General features: G+C 73.9%; 14 protein-coding genes. 10 read left to right on the top strand and 4 right to left on the bottom strand.

Annotation, left to right across the window (positions count from 1 at the left end):
- The first annotated feature begins 122 nt into the window (after window positions 1–122).
- The 9 genes from coxB to qcrB all read left to right on the top strand — a co-directional run bounded on the left by coxB (window position 123) and on the right by qcrB (window position 8,665).
- Window positions 123–1,157 carry a cytochrome c oxidase subunit II gene (gene coxB, locus Prubr_RS27400; protein WP_212817783.1) on the top strand — a complete coding sequence of 345 codons (1,035 nt, stop codon included), beginning with the start codon at window positions 123–125 and terminating at the stop codon, window positions 1,155–1,157.
- An 11-nt stretch (window positions 1,158–1,168) separates the two neighbouring features.
- Window positions 1,169–3,076 carry a cytochrome c oxidase subunit I gene (gene ctaD, locus Prubr_RS27405; RefSeq protein ID WP_212817784.1) on the top strand — a complete coding sequence of 636 codons (1,908 nt, stop codon included), beginning with the start codon at window positions 1,169–1,171 and terminating at the stop codon, window positions 3,074–3,076.
- A gap of 40 nt (window positions 3,077–3,116) precedes the next feature.
- Window positions 3,117–3,692, top strand: a complete 576-nt coding sequence (locus Prubr_RS27410) for a cytochrome c oxidase subunit 3 (RefSeq protein ID WP_212817785.1) — start codon at window positions 3,117–3,119, stop codon at window positions 3,690–3,692.
- A gap of 184 nt (window positions 3,693–3,876) precedes the next feature.
- Entirely contained in the window at window positions 3,877–4,086 is a 210-nt protein-coding gene (locus Prubr_RS27415; protein WP_212817786.1) for a hypothetical protein, read from the top strand.
- A complete protein-coding gene (locus Prubr_RS27420) occupies window positions 4,077–4,958 on the top strand; it encodes a cytochrome c oxidase assembly protein (protein ID WP_212817787.1) in 882 nt (293 codons plus the stop codon). The genes Prubr_RS27415 and Prubr_RS27420 overlap by 10 nt, the downstream gene beginning before the upstream one ends.
- The gene (locus Prubr_RS27425) at window positions 4,955–5,341 is read left to right on the top strand and encodes a c-type cytochrome (RefSeq protein ID WP_212817788.1); all 387 of its coding nucleotides are present in this window, start codon (window positions 4,955–4,957) and stop codon (window positions 5,339–5,341) included. The genes Prubr_RS27420 and Prubr_RS27425 overlap by 4 nt, the downstream gene beginning before the upstream one ends.
- A gap of 3 nt (window positions 5,342–5,344) precedes the next feature.
- Window positions 5,345–6,136, top strand: a complete 792-nt coding sequence (gene qcrC / locus Prubr_RS27430; protein WP_212817789.1) for a cytochrome bc1 complex diheme cytochrome c subunit — start codon at window positions 5,345–5,347, stop codon at window positions 6,134–6,136.
- Window positions 6,137–6,587: 451 nt separating this feature from the next.
- Entirely contained in the window at window positions 6,588–6,965 is a 378-nt protein-coding gene (locus Prubr_RS27435; protein ID WP_212817790.1) for a QcrA and Rieske domain-containing protein, read from the top strand.
- The gene (qcrB, locus tag Prubr_RS27440; RefSeq protein WP_212817791.1) at window positions 6,962–8,665 is read left to right on the top strand and encodes a cytochrome bc1 complex cytochrome b subunit; all 1,704 of its coding nucleotides are present in this window, start codon (window positions 6,962–6,964) and stop codon (window positions 8,663–8,665) included. Before Prubr_RS27435 ends, qcrB begins: the two co-directional genes overlap by 4 nt.
- 15 nt (window positions 8,666–8,680) lie before the next feature.
- Here qcrB and Prubr_RS37160 read toward each other — a convergent pair whose 3' ends face one another.
- Window positions 8,681–9,079 (bottom strand): MFS transporter, encoded by a 399-nt coding sequence (locus tag Prubr_RS37160; protein ID WP_246567717.1) that lies wholly within the window; start codon window positions 9,077–9,079, stop codon window positions 8,681–8,683.
- Window positions 9,013–9,930 (bottom strand): MFS transporter, encoded by a 918-nt coding sequence (locus tag Prubr_RS27445; RefSeq protein ID WP_246567719.1) that lies wholly within the window; start codon window positions 9,928–9,930, stop codon window positions 9,013–9,015. The genes Prubr_RS37160 and Prubr_RS27445 overlap by 67 nt, the downstream gene beginning before the upstream one ends.
- A 260-nt stretch (window positions 9,931–10,190) precedes the next feature.
- Between Prubr_RS27445 and Prubr_RS27450 the strand changes: the two genes are divergently transcribed.
- Entirely contained in the window at window positions 10,191–11,573 is a 1,383-nt protein-coding gene (locus Prubr_RS27450) for a M23 family metallopeptidase (RefSeq protein ID WP_212817792.1), read from the top strand.
- A gap of 54 nt (window positions 11,574–11,627) precedes the next feature.
- Here Prubr_RS27450 and Prubr_RS27455 read toward each other — a convergent pair whose 3' ends face one another.
- Window positions 11,628–12,683, bottom strand: coding sequence for a LacI family DNA-binding transcriptional regulator (locus Prubr_RS27455; protein WP_246567720.1), 1,056 nt, complete (start codon window positions 12,681–12,683; stop codon window positions 11,628–11,630).
- Window positions 12,680–15,562: a glycoside hydrolase family 3 protein gene (locus Prubr_RS27460; protein WP_212817793.1), complete on the bottom strand. Its 2,883-nt coding sequence runs from the start codon at window positions 15,560–15,562 to the stop codon at window positions 12,680–12,682. The genes Prubr_RS27455 and Prubr_RS27460 overlap by 4 nt, the downstream gene beginning before the upstream one ends.
- Between the last annotated feature and the right edge of the window lie 71 nt (window positions 15,563–15,633).

A 15,633-nucleotide genomic window follows, 5' to 3' on the forward strand; every position in this document is an offset into this window, starting at 1 on the left:
GCCGCACCGGCACTGCTGCCCGATGGATCCGTCGCCTCGTACCTTAGGGCGATTCATTAGGCCAAACCGTTTATCAGCCATATCAGGGCGCAAAGTACCGGTAGTGGCTACTGTCCCTGCTGGTGGGCACGACCGAGGCAGCGCAGACACCCCGTACCGGGCCGGATCGCCGGCGCCGGACGGGGCCCGCGGTCGCGGCGGCGACCCTGCTGCCGCTCGCCGGCTGCGCGTCGGACGCACCCTCGGCGCTCGACCCCGCCGGCGCCGGGGCACAGCGCGTCGAGGGCCTGTGGTGGCTGCTGTTCTGGATCTCCGTCGTGGTCTTCGTCGAGGTCCTGGCGCTGCTGGTCTGGGCGCTGATCTTCCGGCGCGGCGCCCGGACCCGGGTCCGGCACGGGCAGCCGCTGCGGTTCGTCACGATCGCCGGCGCCGGGCTGCCGCTGGTCATCCTGGTCGCCGTCTACGGGGTCAGCCTGCGCGACCTCGCCGCGCTGGGCACCGACCCCGGACCCGACGCCCCGACCGTCGAGGTGACCGGGCACAAGTGGTGGTGGGAGGTGCGCTACGAGGGCGTCGCCGGCGCCACCGCCAACGAGATCCACATCCCGGTCGGGGAACGGGTACGGGTGCGGCTGCGCACCGCCGACGTACTGCACAGCTTCTGGGTGCCGCAGCTGATGCCGAAGACCGACCTGATCGCCGGCGAGACGCGCGAGACCTGGCTGCACGCCGACCGGCCCGGCGAGTACCGGGGGCAGTGTGCCGAGTACTGCGGCCTCCAGCACGCGCACATGGCGCTGATGGTCGTGGCCGTGCCCCGGCCGGAGTTCGACGCCCGGCTGGCCCGGCTGGCGGCACCGGCCCCGGCCCCGAGCACCGACGCCGAACGGCGTGGGCAGCAGGCGTTCGTCCAGGGCACCTGCGCGGCCTGCCACACCGTACGCGGCACCGGCGCGCAGGGCCGGGTCGGACCCGACCTGTCCGACGTCGGCTCCCGGTGGAGCCTCGGCGCCGGTGCCGTTCCCAACGACGCCGGCCACCTCGGCGGCTGGATCGCCAACCCGCAGACGGTCAAACCCGGTAACCAGATGCCGCCACAGCCGGTCGACGCCGCGCGGCTGCCTGACCTCATCGCCTACCTGCGGTCGCTGGACTGACCATGTCGATAGTGGACACGCCGGCCGCCGGCGCCGACCCGACGGACCGCGAGCGCCTCGCGGAGAACTGGACCGAGCGGCCGTCACTGCGCTCCTGGCTGACCACCGTCGACCACAAGCGGATCGGCCGCCGCTACCTGGTCACCGCCGGGTTCTTCTTCGCCCTCGCCGGGATCAGCGCCCTGCTGATGCGCACCCAGCTCGCCAACCCGGGGTCCGACCTGCTGTCGCCGCAGCAGTACAACCAGCTCTTCACCATGCACGGCACCGCGATGATCTTCCTGTTCGCCACCCCGATGCTGTTCGGCTTCGGCAACTTCCTCGTCCCGCTGATGATCGGCTCCCGGGACATGGCCTTCCCGAGGCTGAACGCCTTCGGCTACTGGGTCTTCCTCTTCGCCGGCCTGTTCATGTGGGCCAGCCTGCCGTTCGGCGCCGCCCCCAACGGCGGCTGGTTCGCGTACGTGCCGCTCACCAGCGTGCAGGACAGCCCGGGCCTGCACCTCGACGTCTACACCCTCGGCCTGCTCTTCCTCGGCATCTCCACCACCGCCGGCGCGATCAACTTCATCGTCACCGCCCTGAAGATGCGCGCCCCCGGCATGTCGCTCAACCGGATGCCGCTGTTCGTCTGGGCGATCGTCGCCACCGCCTTCATGGTCATCTTCGCCCTGCCGGCGCTGAACGTCGACAACGCCATGCTCTTCCTCGACCGGCGCTTCGGCGCCGGCTTCTTCGACCCGGCCGCCGGCGGCAACGTCCTGCTCTGGCAGCACCTGTTCTGGATCTTCGGCCACCCGGACGTCTACATCATCGTCATGCCCGGCCTGGGCATCGTCTCCGCCGTCCTGCCCGCCTTCACCCGCCGCGGCGTCGTCGGCTACCCGCTGGTCGTCCTCGCCATCGTCGCGATCGCGATCATCTCGTTCGGGGTCTGGGCGCACCACATGTTCGCCGTCGGACTGCCCCAGGTGTCGTACGGCTTCTTCAGTGCCGCCAGCAGCATCATCACCATCCCGTCCGGCATCCAGATCTTCGCCTGGCTGGCGACCATGCTGCTCGGGCGGCTGGTGCTGCGGACCCCGCTGCTGTTCGTGATCGGGTTCATCGTCACCTTCGTGCTCGGCGGCGTCACCGGCGCCATGTTCGCGCTGACCGCCTTCGACCAGCAGGTCACCGACTCGTACTTCGTCGTCGCGCACTTCCACTACGTCCTCGTCGGCGGTGCGCTCTTTCCGATCCTCGCCGGCATCTACTACTGGCTGCCGAAGATCACCGGCCGGATGTACGCCGAACGGCTCGGCCGCTGGGCGTTCTGGCTCGTCTTCATCGGCATGCACGTCACCTTCTTCCCCATGCACCTGTACGGGCTGTTCGGCATGCCCCGCCGCGTCTACACGTATCCGGCCGGGCTGGACTGGGACGGCTGGAACCTGGTCAGCACCGTCGGGGCGTACGTGCTGGCGGTCGGGCTGCTGCTCGTCCTCGTCGGGGTGGTGCACGCGGTCCGCCGGGGCCGGCCCGCGCCGCCCGACCCGTGGGGCGGCGACACCCTGGAGTGGTCGACCGACTCGCCGCCGCCGGCGTACAACTTCCCGGTCATCCCGCGGGTGCACAGCCTGCACCCGACCTGGGACGCGCGGACCGCGGAGTCGACCGGCCCGGGCGCGACCGCCGACCGGATCCTCAGCGCGGGCCGTCGCACCCCGCTCACCAGTGAGCTGGACGGCCGGTACGAACGCCCGGTGGAGATGCCGGAGGCGAGCGGGAAGCCGCTCGTCCTCGCCCTGACCCTGCTCGTCCTGTTCACCGCCCTGCTCTTCGCCTGGTATCCGGTCGCCGCCGCCGCGGTGGCGGTCGTCGCCGGCACCGTCGCCGGCTGGCTCTGGCCGGGCCGCCGCGCCGAGGCCCGCACATGACGCCCGGGGCGGGATCGCGGCGACGACCAGCCCGGAGGCGTTGAGCGCCGAACTGCCCGCCGGCCGCTCCACCGGCTGGTGGGGCATGGTGCTGTTCGTCACCACCGAGGCGACCCTGTTCGCCTGCCTGCTCGGCAGCTACTTCTACCTGCGCTTCCAGAACGGTCCACAGTGGCCGCCCGACGGGATCGCGAACCCGGCCCTGCTGCGCCCGCTGCTGATGACCGCCGTACTGGTCCCCAGCAGCCTGCCGATGATCTGGGCCGAACGCGGCCTGCGCCGCGGCCGGCTGTGGCGGGTACGCGCCGGCATGGCGACCAGCATGCTGCTCGGCCTGACGTTCCTCGGGCTGCAGGCCACCGAGTACGCCGAACTGCTCACCGAGTTCACCCTCACCACCAACGCCTACGGATCCCTGTTCTACGTCATCACCGGATTCCACGGCCTGCACGTCCTGATCGGCGCGACGATGATCGGCTGGGTCCTCACCGCCACCCGCGGCGGCCTCGACGCCCGGCGCCACGACCGGGTCCGCAACGTCGCCATCTACTGGCACTTCGTCGACATCGTCTGGCTCGGCATCCTGTTCACCGTCTACCTCTCGCCGTGGCTGTGACGAGCGCGGCCCCGGTCACCGCGCCCGCCTCACCGGCGGCCTGCTGGCCTGGTACGGCGTCCTCGGCGGCGCGGTCGCCTGGGCGGCGCACCTGTTCGTCGGCTGGGGCGTCGACGAACTCACCTGCGCCGCCGGCATCGACCGCGTCGCCGGCCTTCCGCCGCGCGCCGTCATCGGGCTGGCCGTGGTCGTACCCGCACTGGTGACCGTCGGCGCGCTGCTGGCCGCCGTACTCACCTGGCGCCGCACCGCACTGCCGCGGCACGCCGACGACGACCCGCCGTACGCCCGCGCGCGGCTGCTCGCCCTGGTCGGCATCTTCGGCAACCTGCTCTTCCTCGCCATCATCGTGCTCGGCGGGATCGCCGTACTGGTGCTGCCGTCATGCCGGTGACCGGCGCCGACCCCGGAACCGCCGCCGTCACCGGCGGACTGCTGTCGACACTCGTCATCAGCCTCGTCTGCCTGGCCCTCGCCGGATACGGCCGCGGCGTACACGAACTGTGGTCCCGGCACGGCGTCGCCGCGATCGTGCCGACCTGGCGGGTCGCGGCCTTCACCACCGGCGCCCTGATCGTGCTCGCCATCGAGGGCGGGCTGCTCGACGACCTCGCCCACGGCTCGCTCGCCGGGCACATGACCCAGCACATGGTCCTGCTGCTGGTGGCCGGGCCGCTGCTCGCGGCCGGCGGCGCCGGCCTGCCGCTGAGCCTCGCCACCCCGCTGCGGCCGCGCAAACGGCTCGCCCGCTGGCGGGCGGCACCGACCGTCCGGTGGCTGCGCCGCCCGGTGGTGTACGCCTCGCTGGCCGGTGCCGCACAGCTGCTGGTGCTGTGGGTCTGGCACCTACCGGTTCCGTACGTCGCCGCCCTCGACCACCCCGTCCTGCACGGCGTCGAGCACCTGTGCTTCGTCGTCGCCGCCTGGCTGCTCTGGACACCGGTCGTCGGCGCACCCCGGCACCGGCCCCCGGCCCCGGTCGGCGCGCTGCTGCTCGTCACCACCATGCTGCCGGCCACCGCCCTCGGCGCCGTGCTCACCTTCGCGCCGCGACCGGTCTATCCGGCGGCCGTGTACGGCCCCGACCCGCTGGCCGACCAGCAGCTCGCCGGCCTGCTGATGTGGCTGCCGATGGACGCGGTGCTGCTGGTCGCGGCGCTGGCCGGGCTCCTGCGCTGGCTCGCCCGCCCGGACGGCGACCCGCCGGTACCGGCCGACGATCCCGCCGTCACCGCCGGGACCCCGACGGAAGGGGCGGTTCGATGAACCACCATCGCATCCTGTGGCCGCTGCTGGCCATGCTGCCGATCGTCGCCGCCGTACCCGGCTGTGGCCGTACGACCCCGCCGCCGGTGACCAGCCCGGACACCGGACACCCCGGACGGGGCGCCGAACTCATCGCCCGGTACGGCTGCGGCTCCTGCCACACCGTTCCCGGCGTCGACGGCGCGAACGGCCTCGTCGGGCCGCCGCTGACCAGGTTCGGCGCCCGCTCGTACATCGCCGGCGAACTGCCGAACAGCGCCGAGAACCTCGAACGCTGGATCACCGACCCGCAGGCGGTCGAGCCGGGCACGGCCATGCCGAACCTCGGCGTCGACCCGATCGACGCCCAGGACATCGCCGCCTACCTGCACACCCTGGACTGAGCCGTGGACACGCCGCAGCGCGGGAACCGGCGCCGGGCCCTGGCCGTGGCGGCCGTGGCCCTGCTCGCCCTCGGCCCGGCGGCGGTCACCCCGGCCACCCGGGCTCCGGCGGCCGTCACCCCCGGGGCGCGGGCGCCGGCACCGACCGCCGCCCCGGCACCCGACGGCGCCGACCTCTACCTGCGTACCTGCGCCAGCTGCCACGGCGACCAGGGGCGCGGCACCCAGCGCGGGCCGTCGCTGGTCGGCGTCGGACCCGCCTCCGTGGACTTCCAGCTCGGCACCGGCCGGATGCCGCTGACGCATGAGGAACGGCAGCCGACCCGCCACGAACCGGTCTTCTCCGCCGCCGAGATCGCCGCGCTGGTCGACCACGTGGCCACCTTCGGCGGCGGCGGGCCGCCCATCCCGGACCCGGCACCCGGCGACGTCGCCGCCGGCCGGCAGATCTTCGCCGCCAACTGCGCCCCGTGCCACTCCGCGACCGGTTCCGGCACCGACCTGACCAACGGACTGGTGGCACCACCGCTGTACGAGGCGACGGCGGTGCAGATCGCCGAAGCGGTCCGGGTCGGGCCGGGCCCGATGCCCGCCTTCCCCGGCGAGGTGCTCACCGACCGGCAGGTCGACGACCTCACCAGCTACGTACGGCTGCTGAGCAGCGAGCGGCTCGACGCCGGCGGCAACCCGCTGGGCCGGCTGGGGCCGTCCACCGAAGGGCTGGTCGCCTGGCTGTTCGGGCTGAGCCTGCTGGTGCTCGCCGCCCGCTGGCTCGGCACGAGGGCCGACCGGTGACCGCCGGGCGCGGGATCGGCGCCGCCTTCCTCGTCAGCACCCTGGGCGCCGTCGGCTTCGCGGTCACCTACACGCTCGGCGGCGACACCCGGTGGGAGGGCGTCTGTCTGGCGGTCGCCTTCGCCGGACTGGCCCTGGGGCTGGCCACCTGGGCCCGGCGGCTGGTCGGCACCGGCGGCCACGTCGAGGAGCACGAGGGGTTCACGCCGCCGCCGGCGGAACAGGCGCTGGCCGCCGCCGCGCTGACCGCCCCGGACACCCCGCCCCGCCGACGCGGACTGCTCGCCCTGCTCGGCCTCGCGGTCACCGCGCTCGGGCGGCCGCCCTCTTCCCGCTGCGTTCGCTGCTGCCGCACGACCGGGGCCGGCCGGACCGGGCACTGCGCGACACCCCGTGGGCCGCCGGCGTACGGCTGGTCGACGCCGACGGGCGGCCGCTGCGCCCCGCCGACGTGCCGGCCGGCACCATCGTGGGCGTCTTCCCCGAGGGGCACGTCGACACGGGCGACGGGCCGGCGTTCGCCGTACGCCTCGACCCGCGCCGCTTCTCCCGGCCACCGCCCGGCGGCGACCTCGACGGCCTGGTCGTCTACTCGATGCTGTGCACCCACGCCGGCTGCCCGGTCCGCCTCTATCTCAACGGCACCGGCCGGATGCTGTGCCCCTGCCACCAGTCGTCGTTCGACCTGCTCGCCGCCGCCCGCCCGGTCAGCGGACCGGCCGCCCGCCCGCTGCCCGGCCTGCCGGTCGAGGTCGACCCGGCCGGCTTTTTGCGCGCCACCGGCGACTTCACGTCCCCGCCCGGCGCCGGCTACTGGGGCCGGCCGTGATCGTCGGCCGGTTCGTGCGCGGGCTCGACGACCGGCTGCGGCTGTCGCCGGTCGCCCGACGGGCGATGGCCAAGGTCTTCCCGGACCACTGGTCGTTCATGCTCGGCGAGATCGCCCTCTACGCGTTCGTGGCACTGATCCTCACCGGCGTCTACCTGACGTTCTTCTTCGACGCCAGCACCGCCGACCGGGTCTACGAGGGCAGCTACGCCCCGCTGGACGGCACCACCACGTCGGCCGCGTACGCCTCGACGGTGCGGCTGAGCTTCGACGTACGCGCCGGCCTGCTGGTCCGGCAGACCCACCACTGGGCGGCGCTGGTCTTCGTCGGCGCCATCGTGGTGCACCTGATGCGGATCTTCTTCACCGGCGCGTTCCGCCGGCCCCGCGAGATCAACTGGCTGGTCGGCGTCACCATGCTCGCGCTCGCCCTGCTCAACGGCTTCACCGGCTATTCGCTCCCGGACGACCTGCTCTCCGGCACCGGACTGCGGATCATCTACTCGGTGGTCGAGTCGATCCCGGTCGTCGGCACCTGGCTGGCGTTCCTCGCCTTCGGCGGCGAGTTCCCGTCCGACGAGATGATCCCCCGGATGTTCGTCAGCCACGTCCTGCTGGTTCCCGGCATCCTCGTCGCGCTCGTCTCGATCCACCTGGCGATCCTGGTGCGGCAGAAGCACAGCCAGTTCCCCGGCCCCGGCCGCACCGAGCACAACGTCGTCGGCTCCCGCCTGTGGCCCGGCTACACCCTGCGTACGCTCGCGCTCTTCGCCTGGGTGCTGGCGGTGCTGTTCGCGCTGGGCGGGCTCGCCCAGATCAACCCGGTGTGGCTGTACGGCCCGTTCGAACCGTCCCAGGCCACCTCGCCCGCCCAGCCGGACTGGTACGTCGCCTGGGCCGACGGCGCCCTGCGGCTCTTTCCGCCGCTGGAGTTCCGGGTATTCGGCCACCTCGTGCCGGCACCGTTCTTTCCGGGCGTGGTGCTGGGCGGGCTGACCTTCGCCGTCCTGTACGCCTGGCCGTTCCTGGAGCGGCGGTTCAGCCGCGACGAGCTGCCGCACCAACTGCTCGACCCGCCCCGGCGGCACCCGGTCCGGCTCGGCGTCGGCGTCGGCGCGATCGTCTTCTTCGCACTGCTCGTGCTCGCCGGCGCCAACGAGATCATCGCCCGGCTGCTGCGGGTGCCGCTGGCCGACGTGGTGGTGGTGCTGCGGGTGTCGGTCCTCGTCCTGCCGGTCCTGGCCGGGGTCCTCGCCTTCCTGACCGCCCGGGCGCTGCGCGGCGGTGACGCGGCCCGGATGGGTGATCTGACCCGCGCCGAGTTCCGGCGGGCGGCCACCAGGTCCCGCCCGAAGCCCGCGGCAGCGCCCGCCGAACCGGTCCCCGAGCGGGAGCCGGCGGCGCGGGTCGAGGTGTGGCAGGAGCGGGACGTCTGGTGGTGGCGGTACCGCGCGTCGGACGGGGGGACCGTCCTGACCGGCAACCGCGGCGCGACGTCCGAGGCGGCGGCCACCACGGCCGCCCGGACCGCCTACCCCGGTGTGCCGACCGTACGGGTACCCGGGCCGCGTCCGGTGGACCGGCCCCGCCCGGTCCGGTCCGGGCTGCGCCGGTGGGGCAGGCGGGTGGCGTGGGGGGCCCTGCTGGCGGCGGCGGTGCGCCGCCGGCGCCGGGGTCGGGGCCGCGACCCGGGCGGCTGAGCTCCCGGCGCGACCCTAGGCCCGGGCCGCCCGCCACCGGGCCGGCCCGGCCGCCGCGAACAGCACGAGGGCGACGGCCCCGGCGAGCGTCAGCGTGGCGATCCCCGAGCCGAGCAGCGTGCCGGCGGCACCGAGCGCGGCGACGAGTGGGCCGCCCACCGCCGCACCGGCCGGCAGGACCGTCATCGTGATCGCGCCGCGCGCGGCCAGGAGCGCGGGCAGATCGGCCGGGTCGGTGGCGTTCTGGAACAGGGCCAGGGTGAAGGCGGGGAACGGCCCGTAGGCGAGACCACCGAGGGCGAACAGCACCAGGGTCGGCGCCGTCGCGTCGAGGAAGCCGAACGGGATCAGCGTGCCGCCCCAGAGCGCGATGACGGCGACGACCAGCGGCCACTGCCGGGTCGTCCGCAGCAACCCGCCGAGCAGGCCGCCGACGACGGCCCCGACCCCGAAGACCGCCCAGTACGCGCCGAGCAGGCCGGCCGACCCGTGCAGGTCGTGGGTGACGTACAGGGGAGCGCGACCTCGACCGGGCCGTAGAGGAAGACGAACCCGGCGGTGACGGCCAGCAGGCCGGCGAGGTGCGGGCGCCGCGCGAGGAGCCGGAAACCGGCGGACAGTCGGGACCGACCGGGTGCCGCCGCCCCCGCCTCCGGGAGCTTGACGCGCAGCACCTGGACGGCGAGGAACGCCCACGTGAGGGCGTCCAGGCCGAGTACGACGGCGGCGTCCACGAAGCCGACGAGGACGCCCGCCAGCGCCGGGCCGACGACGATGCTGACCTGCTGGGCGGTGCTCAGCAGCGAGTTGGCGGGCAGCCGGCGGTCGGCACCGAAGAGCCGGCTGACGATGGTGTAGAGCCCGGCGTTCCCCCAGGCACCGAGAACGGACGAGACGGCCAGCAGCCCGATGTACCCGGCCACCCCGAGACCGCCGGTGAGGTGCAGGACCGCGACCGTGCCCAGGGCCACCGCGCGCAGTGCCGCGTTGAGGCTCACCAGCCGCCGGGCGTCCACCCGCCCGAGCCAGGGGGCGAGCAGGACCGCGCCGACCGCGGCCGGCAGCGCGTACGCCGCGACGGCCGCCCCGACGACCAGCCCCTCGTCGCCGGGCGGGGCGAGGGTGAGCGCCACCCAGACCAGCGCCACGACGGACAGGCCGTCGCCGAGGAAGGAGACGAGGGCGGCGGTCGCCAGCCGGCGGAAGCCGGGGTCGCTCGACACGGTGTGGTAGCCCTCGGGGAGGAGCCTGCCGGGTGCGGTCACCGGTGCACCCTCGTACCTCAACCCGGCTTGAGGTCAAGCCAGGAGTCCTCGTCGGGCGAGGACTTCGGCAGGTTGGTGTTGCGGTCCACAGCGAATTCGGCGTAGCCACAGCGACTTCGCTGTCAAGCGCAACAGCGATACGCGTCCTCCCGGCGGTCGGCGACGGCCGGGCCGACCCACCACACCGTCCCAAGGGACGGGCGGCAGTAACATCAACATCCATCTCTGGCCCTGTCGCTCCGTCCGAAGGAAACCCCTCCATGGCGAGCAAGCCCGTCCGCCTCCTCACCTCCGCCTTCCTGGCCCTGGCCACCGCCGCCGCCGCGACGTTCGCCACCGTGGGCGCCACCGCGGTCGTCGCCACCCCGGCCCACGCCGCCGGCCCGCGACCGCACTTCCAGCTCCCGTTCCCCTGCGGCGAGACCTGGCGGCTGGCGACCTACTACGGCCACGACGACTACGACGTCGACATGACCTTCACCGGTGGTGGCAGCAGCGGCCGGCCGATCCTCGCCGCGTACGGGGGGACGGTCACCTTCGCCGGCTGGGGCAGCAGCGCCGGCTGGTACGTCGTGATCGACCACGGCGGTGGCTGGCAGACCCGCTACATGCACATGATCGAGCGGCCGCCGGTAGCCGTTGGGCAGTGGGTGGCGACCGGCCAGCAGATCGGCCGGGTCGGCAGCACCGGCAACTCGACCGGCCCGCACCTGCACTACGAGCAGATCCGTGACGGGGTCCGCAGCGAGGCGTGGTTCAACGGGGTCCCGTCCGGCATCACCTCCGACGGCAGCCCGCACACCGGGCCGCTGTACGTCGCAGGCCCCGTCTCGGCGCCCCGGAACGTGACCAGCAACAACTGCGGCACCACTCCCCGCCAGGCCTGGGAGGCGGCCAGCAACGCCGGCTGGCGGGCCCTGCCGGTCGGTGGCAGCGGCGGACCGGTCACCGGGTCGGCGACCGCCGCGATCACCCTCGGCGGCACCAAGCTGCTCTACACCGTCAACAACGGCAACGTGTACGAGGCGGCCAGCAACGCCGGCTGGCGCAACCTGTGGACCGGGATCTCCGGCGTCAGCGGCAACGCCCTGGCCGCGATCACGGTCGACGGAGTCAAGTACGTCTACACCGTCGCCGGCGGAAACGTCTACGAGGCGTCGAGCGCCAACGGCTGGCGCAACCTGTGGACCGGCATCTCCGGTGTCAGCGACAACGCGCTCGCCGCGATCAACGTGAACGGCGTCAAGTACCTCTACACCGTCGTCGGTGGCGTGGTGCACGAGGCGTCCAGCGCCAACGGCTGGCGCAACCTCAACTCCGGGATCGGCGGCGTCAGTGCCAGTGCGCTGGCGGCGCTGAACGTGGGTGGGGTGAAGCACGTCTACACCGTCGTCGGCGGGATGGTGCACGAGGCGGCGAGCAACAACGGCTGGCGCAACCTGAACTCCGGGATCGGCGGGGTGAGCGGCAGTGCGCTGGCGGCGCTGAACGTGGGTGGGGTGAAGCACGTCTACACCGTCGTCGGCGGGGCGGTGCACGAGGCGGCGAGCAACAACGGCTGGCGCAACCTCAACTCCGGCGTCGGCGGCTCGGCCGTCTCCGCGATCACCCTCGACGGGGTGAAGATCCTCTACACCGTCTGACCGTGCCGGTGCGGCCGGCTCGGCACCGGGCCGGCCGCACCGGGCGACGTACGGCTAGGCGGCAGGCTCGGCGGTGGCCGTGCTGGACCGGGCGGTCAGCGTCGGGACGAGCAGGGTGGCGTCCGGTACGCCGGCGCCGGTCAGCTTGCGCATCAGCAGCGACACCGCGTTGCGGCCCACCTCCTCGGCCGGGATCGGCACCGACGACAGCCCCGGGCGGGTGCGCTCGGCGACCTGGTCCGGGCAGATCGCCACGACCGACACGTCCCGGGGGACCCGCCGGTCGAGCATCGGTAGCACCGCCATCACATGGTCGACCGCCGCCTCGTTGTGCACCACGATCCCGGTCAGCGCCGGGTCGCCCGCGAACAGGTCGACGAGCGCCTCCCGTACGGCGGGGTAGTGCTCCTCGCACGGCCGTGCCACGGCGGAGACGCCGTGGTCGGCGGCGGCCTCCAGGAAGCCGGCGCGGGTGCGGTGGGCGAAGCCGGTGTCGCGTTCGTAGACGACGCCGGGGGCGCCGAGCAGCGCCAGCCGGCGGTGCCCGAGCCGCACCAGGTGGTCGACGCACAACGCCCCGGCCCGGTGGAAGTCGAGGTCGACGCAGGTCAGGCCGCGCGCGTCGGCGGGGAAGCCGATCAGCACGCTGGGCCGGCCCAGTTCGCGCAGCACCGGCACCCGGGGATCGGTCATCTCCACGTCCATCACCACGACGCCGTCGACCATCGCGCTGGCGGCGATCCGGCGCAGCCCGTCCGGCCCCTCGTCGGCCGTCATCAGCAGCACGTCGTGGTCGACCTGGCGGGCGCTGGTGACCACCGCGGTCACCAGCTGCATGAGCACCGGCAGGTGCATGCCGGTGCGCAGCGGCAGCACCAGCGCGATCACGTTGGCCCGGCGGCTGGCCAGCGCCCGGGCGCCGGCGTTCGGGTGGTAGCCCAGCGCGCTGATGCTGGCCAGCACCCGCTGCCGGGTGGTGGCGGAGATGGCCCGCTTGCCGGACAGGACGTACGAGACGGTGCTGACGGCGACGCCGGCGTGCCGGGCCACGTCGGTGATCGTGACCATGTCGGCGCGTTTGGGCGCGGCGGCGGGATCTGGCGAGGTCACTGTGTGCTCGTACCCTTTCCGGCCGGATCAGCGGCACTCCCGACGAATGCCAGGGCGCTCACCGTAGCGCCCGCCGACCCGAGGGTGAGGTAGAGGTCGTGGACCCCCGCCGGTCCGGTCAGCGCGGCGGTGACCTCGGTCCAGGTGTGCCGGGCGGGCGTGGCGGGCACCTCGAACACCGCGGCGACGGGACCGGACAGCGGGTCGCGCAGCCGCAGCTCGACCCGGGTGCCACCGGCGGGGGCGGCCGCCCGCAGCGTGGCGCGCCGGATCCCGGGTCCGATCTCGACGCCCGCGAAGGACAGCCAGGCGCCGTCCCGTACGGCGGTCACCGCGTCCCCGTGCTCCGGCCCCTCGTCGGTGAGTACCGTCGCGTACTCGTCGTCCCGTCCGGCGGCCCGGACCGCCGCCGTCGCCGGATCGCGGGGCGCGACAGTGGCGCCGCGTACGGTCAGCGTGGTGGTCGCGGTGAGGTCGGTGCAGGACCGGCCGACGGCCACGGTGTGCCGGGCGGACTCGACGACGGGCCGGTCCGAGTTCACGTCGAAGAACGCGAGGTCGGCCGCGCGCAGCGGCAGGCTCACGGTGGCCCGCTCACCGGGGGCGAGCCGGACCCGGCGGAAGCCGCGCAGCCGGCGCAGCGGCTGCTTGACCCGGGACCGCCGCTGCCGGGTGTAGAACTGCACGACCTCCTCGCCGGGGCGGTCTCCGACGTTGACGACGTCGACGCTGATCTCGACCTGCCCGTCCGCGTCGACGGTGTCGGCGCTGAGCCGCAGGTCGCGGTACGCGAAGCGGGTGTAGCCGAGGCCGTGGCCGAAAGGGTAGAGCGGGGTGCCGCGGAAGTACAGGTAGGTCGCGTCCGAGCCGACGATGTCGTAGTCGAGCAGGTCGGGAAGGTCGGCGTCGGCGCGGTACCAGGTCTGCGGGAGCCGGCCGGTGGGCTCGACCGGTTCGCCGTCCGGGGTGCCGCCGAGCAGTACGTCGGCCAGCGCCGACCCGTACTCCTGGCCGCCGTGCGCGGTCCACAGTACGGCCGGCAGATGGTCGTGCGCCCAGCCGACCGCGTACGGGTAGCTGCTGGTCAGGACGAGCACGGTACGGGGGTTGACGGCGTGGACCGCGCGCAGCAGCGCCTCCTGCGTCGGCGGCAGGGCGAGGTCGGCGCGGTCCTCGGTCTCCCGGCCGCCGACCATCGGGTGGTTGCCGAGCACGACCACCGCCACGTCGGCGGCGCGGGCCACCGCGACGGCCGCCTCGATCCCGTCGGTGACCAGGTCGACGACGAAGCCGGTGGCCTCCTGCGGGGTCGCCGCGTCGGCGCGCAGTACGCCGTCGTCACCGACGCGGACGTACCGGTCGGCGGCCACGTGGCGCAGCAGGGTGCCGGTGCCGCACCGGACCGGTTCGAACGTCTCGCGGACGATCCACTCGCCGGGGCCGGGCCGGTCGTCGACCAGCGCGCCGGTCTCGTCGGCGCGGACGTACCGGCCGCTGTCGACGGCCCGTAGCGTCACCGTGCCGGCGCCCCAGTCGACCACGTCGAACCCCGTGCCGGTGCCGTCGCCGATCCGCAGCGGCTCGCCGTCCGGTCCGGCCTGCACCGGCCCGGCGGTCGTCCGCAGCGTGATCCGGTCGACGCCCTCGGCGAACCGTACGGCGTCGGGGCCGAGACGGTCGGCGAGGCCGGCGCGGGCGGTGACCGCGTACGGCAGCGTGCCGCTGTACCAGTCGGCCAGGACCGTGTCGCCGAGCGGCCCCAGCACCGCGACCGTCTGCTGTGGACGTAGCGGCAGCAGGTCGCCGTGGTTCTGCAGCAGTACGACGCTTCGGCGGGCGGCGTCGCGGGCGAGCCGCCGGTGCGCCGGGCAGTTGACGACGTCGGCGGTGACGGCGGCGTACGGGTTGCGGGCCGGCGGGTCGAACTCACCGAGCCGCAGCCGGATCGCCAGGATGTGCCGGACGGCGTTGTCGACGTCCGACTCGTCGACCAGCCCCCGCTCCAGCGCCTCGGTGATCCGCCCGATGGTCGGCCCGGCCCGGTCGTCGTCCTCGGTGAAGCAGTCGATGCCGGCGCGCAGCGCGGCGCCGAAGCCGGCGACGTGGTCGGGGTGGTATCGCTGGCTGTTTGCGATGTTGGTGACGGCGCCGGCGTCGCCGACGACGAGGACGTCGTCCGTCGTCCAGGTGCGCAACTCGCCGGCGATCAGCGGGCTGAGGTGTGCCGGCCGGCCGTTGACCAGGTTGTAGGAGGCCATCACGGCCACCGCCGCCCCGGCCGCGATCGGTGCCCGGAAGGCGGGCAGCTCGTACTCGTGCAGCACCCGCGGCGGCAGGTCGCTCGACGTACGGTCGCGGTCGGTCTCGTTGTTGTAGCCGAGGAAGTGCTTCAGTGTCGGGGCGGTGCGCAGATAGACGGGGTGGTCGCCGCGCAGCCCGGCCGCGTACGCGGTGCCCAGCACGCCGGTCAGCCACGGGTCCTCGGCGTAGCCCTCCTCGTTGCGGCCCCAGCGCGGGTCGCGCAGCGGGTTGACGACCGGGGCCCAGACGTTGAGGCCGACGGCGTCGGGGTCCTTGTGGTGGAACGCCCGTACCTCGTCGCCGACCGCCGCGCCGACCCGGCGTACGAGGTCGGGGTCCCAGGTGGCGCCCAGGCCGACGGCCTGCGGGAAGGCGGTGGCCGGGCCGAGCCAGGCCACGCCGTGCAGGGCCTCCGTTCCGGTGCGGAACCCGTCGATCCGCAGCCGTGGCACGGGCGCCTGGTGCTGGTGCAGCAGGGCGATCTTCTCGGCGCGGGTGAGCCGGGAGAGCAGGTCGGCCACCCGGTCCGGCGTCGGCAGGTCGGGGTCTCGGAAGGTGCCGGGTGCCGTGTCGTCCATGGTGGTGCTCTCCTCGACCTGCGAACGTCGAACATTCGAAGCGCTTCGACAATGATCCGGAAAGTGCTCCG

Origin of the sequence: Polymorphospora rubra (genome assembly GCF_018324255.1) — a bacterium.
Taxonomy (GTDB): Bacteria; Actinomycetota; Actinomycetes; order Mycobacteriales; family Micromonosporaceae; genus Polymorphospora; species Polymorphospora rubra.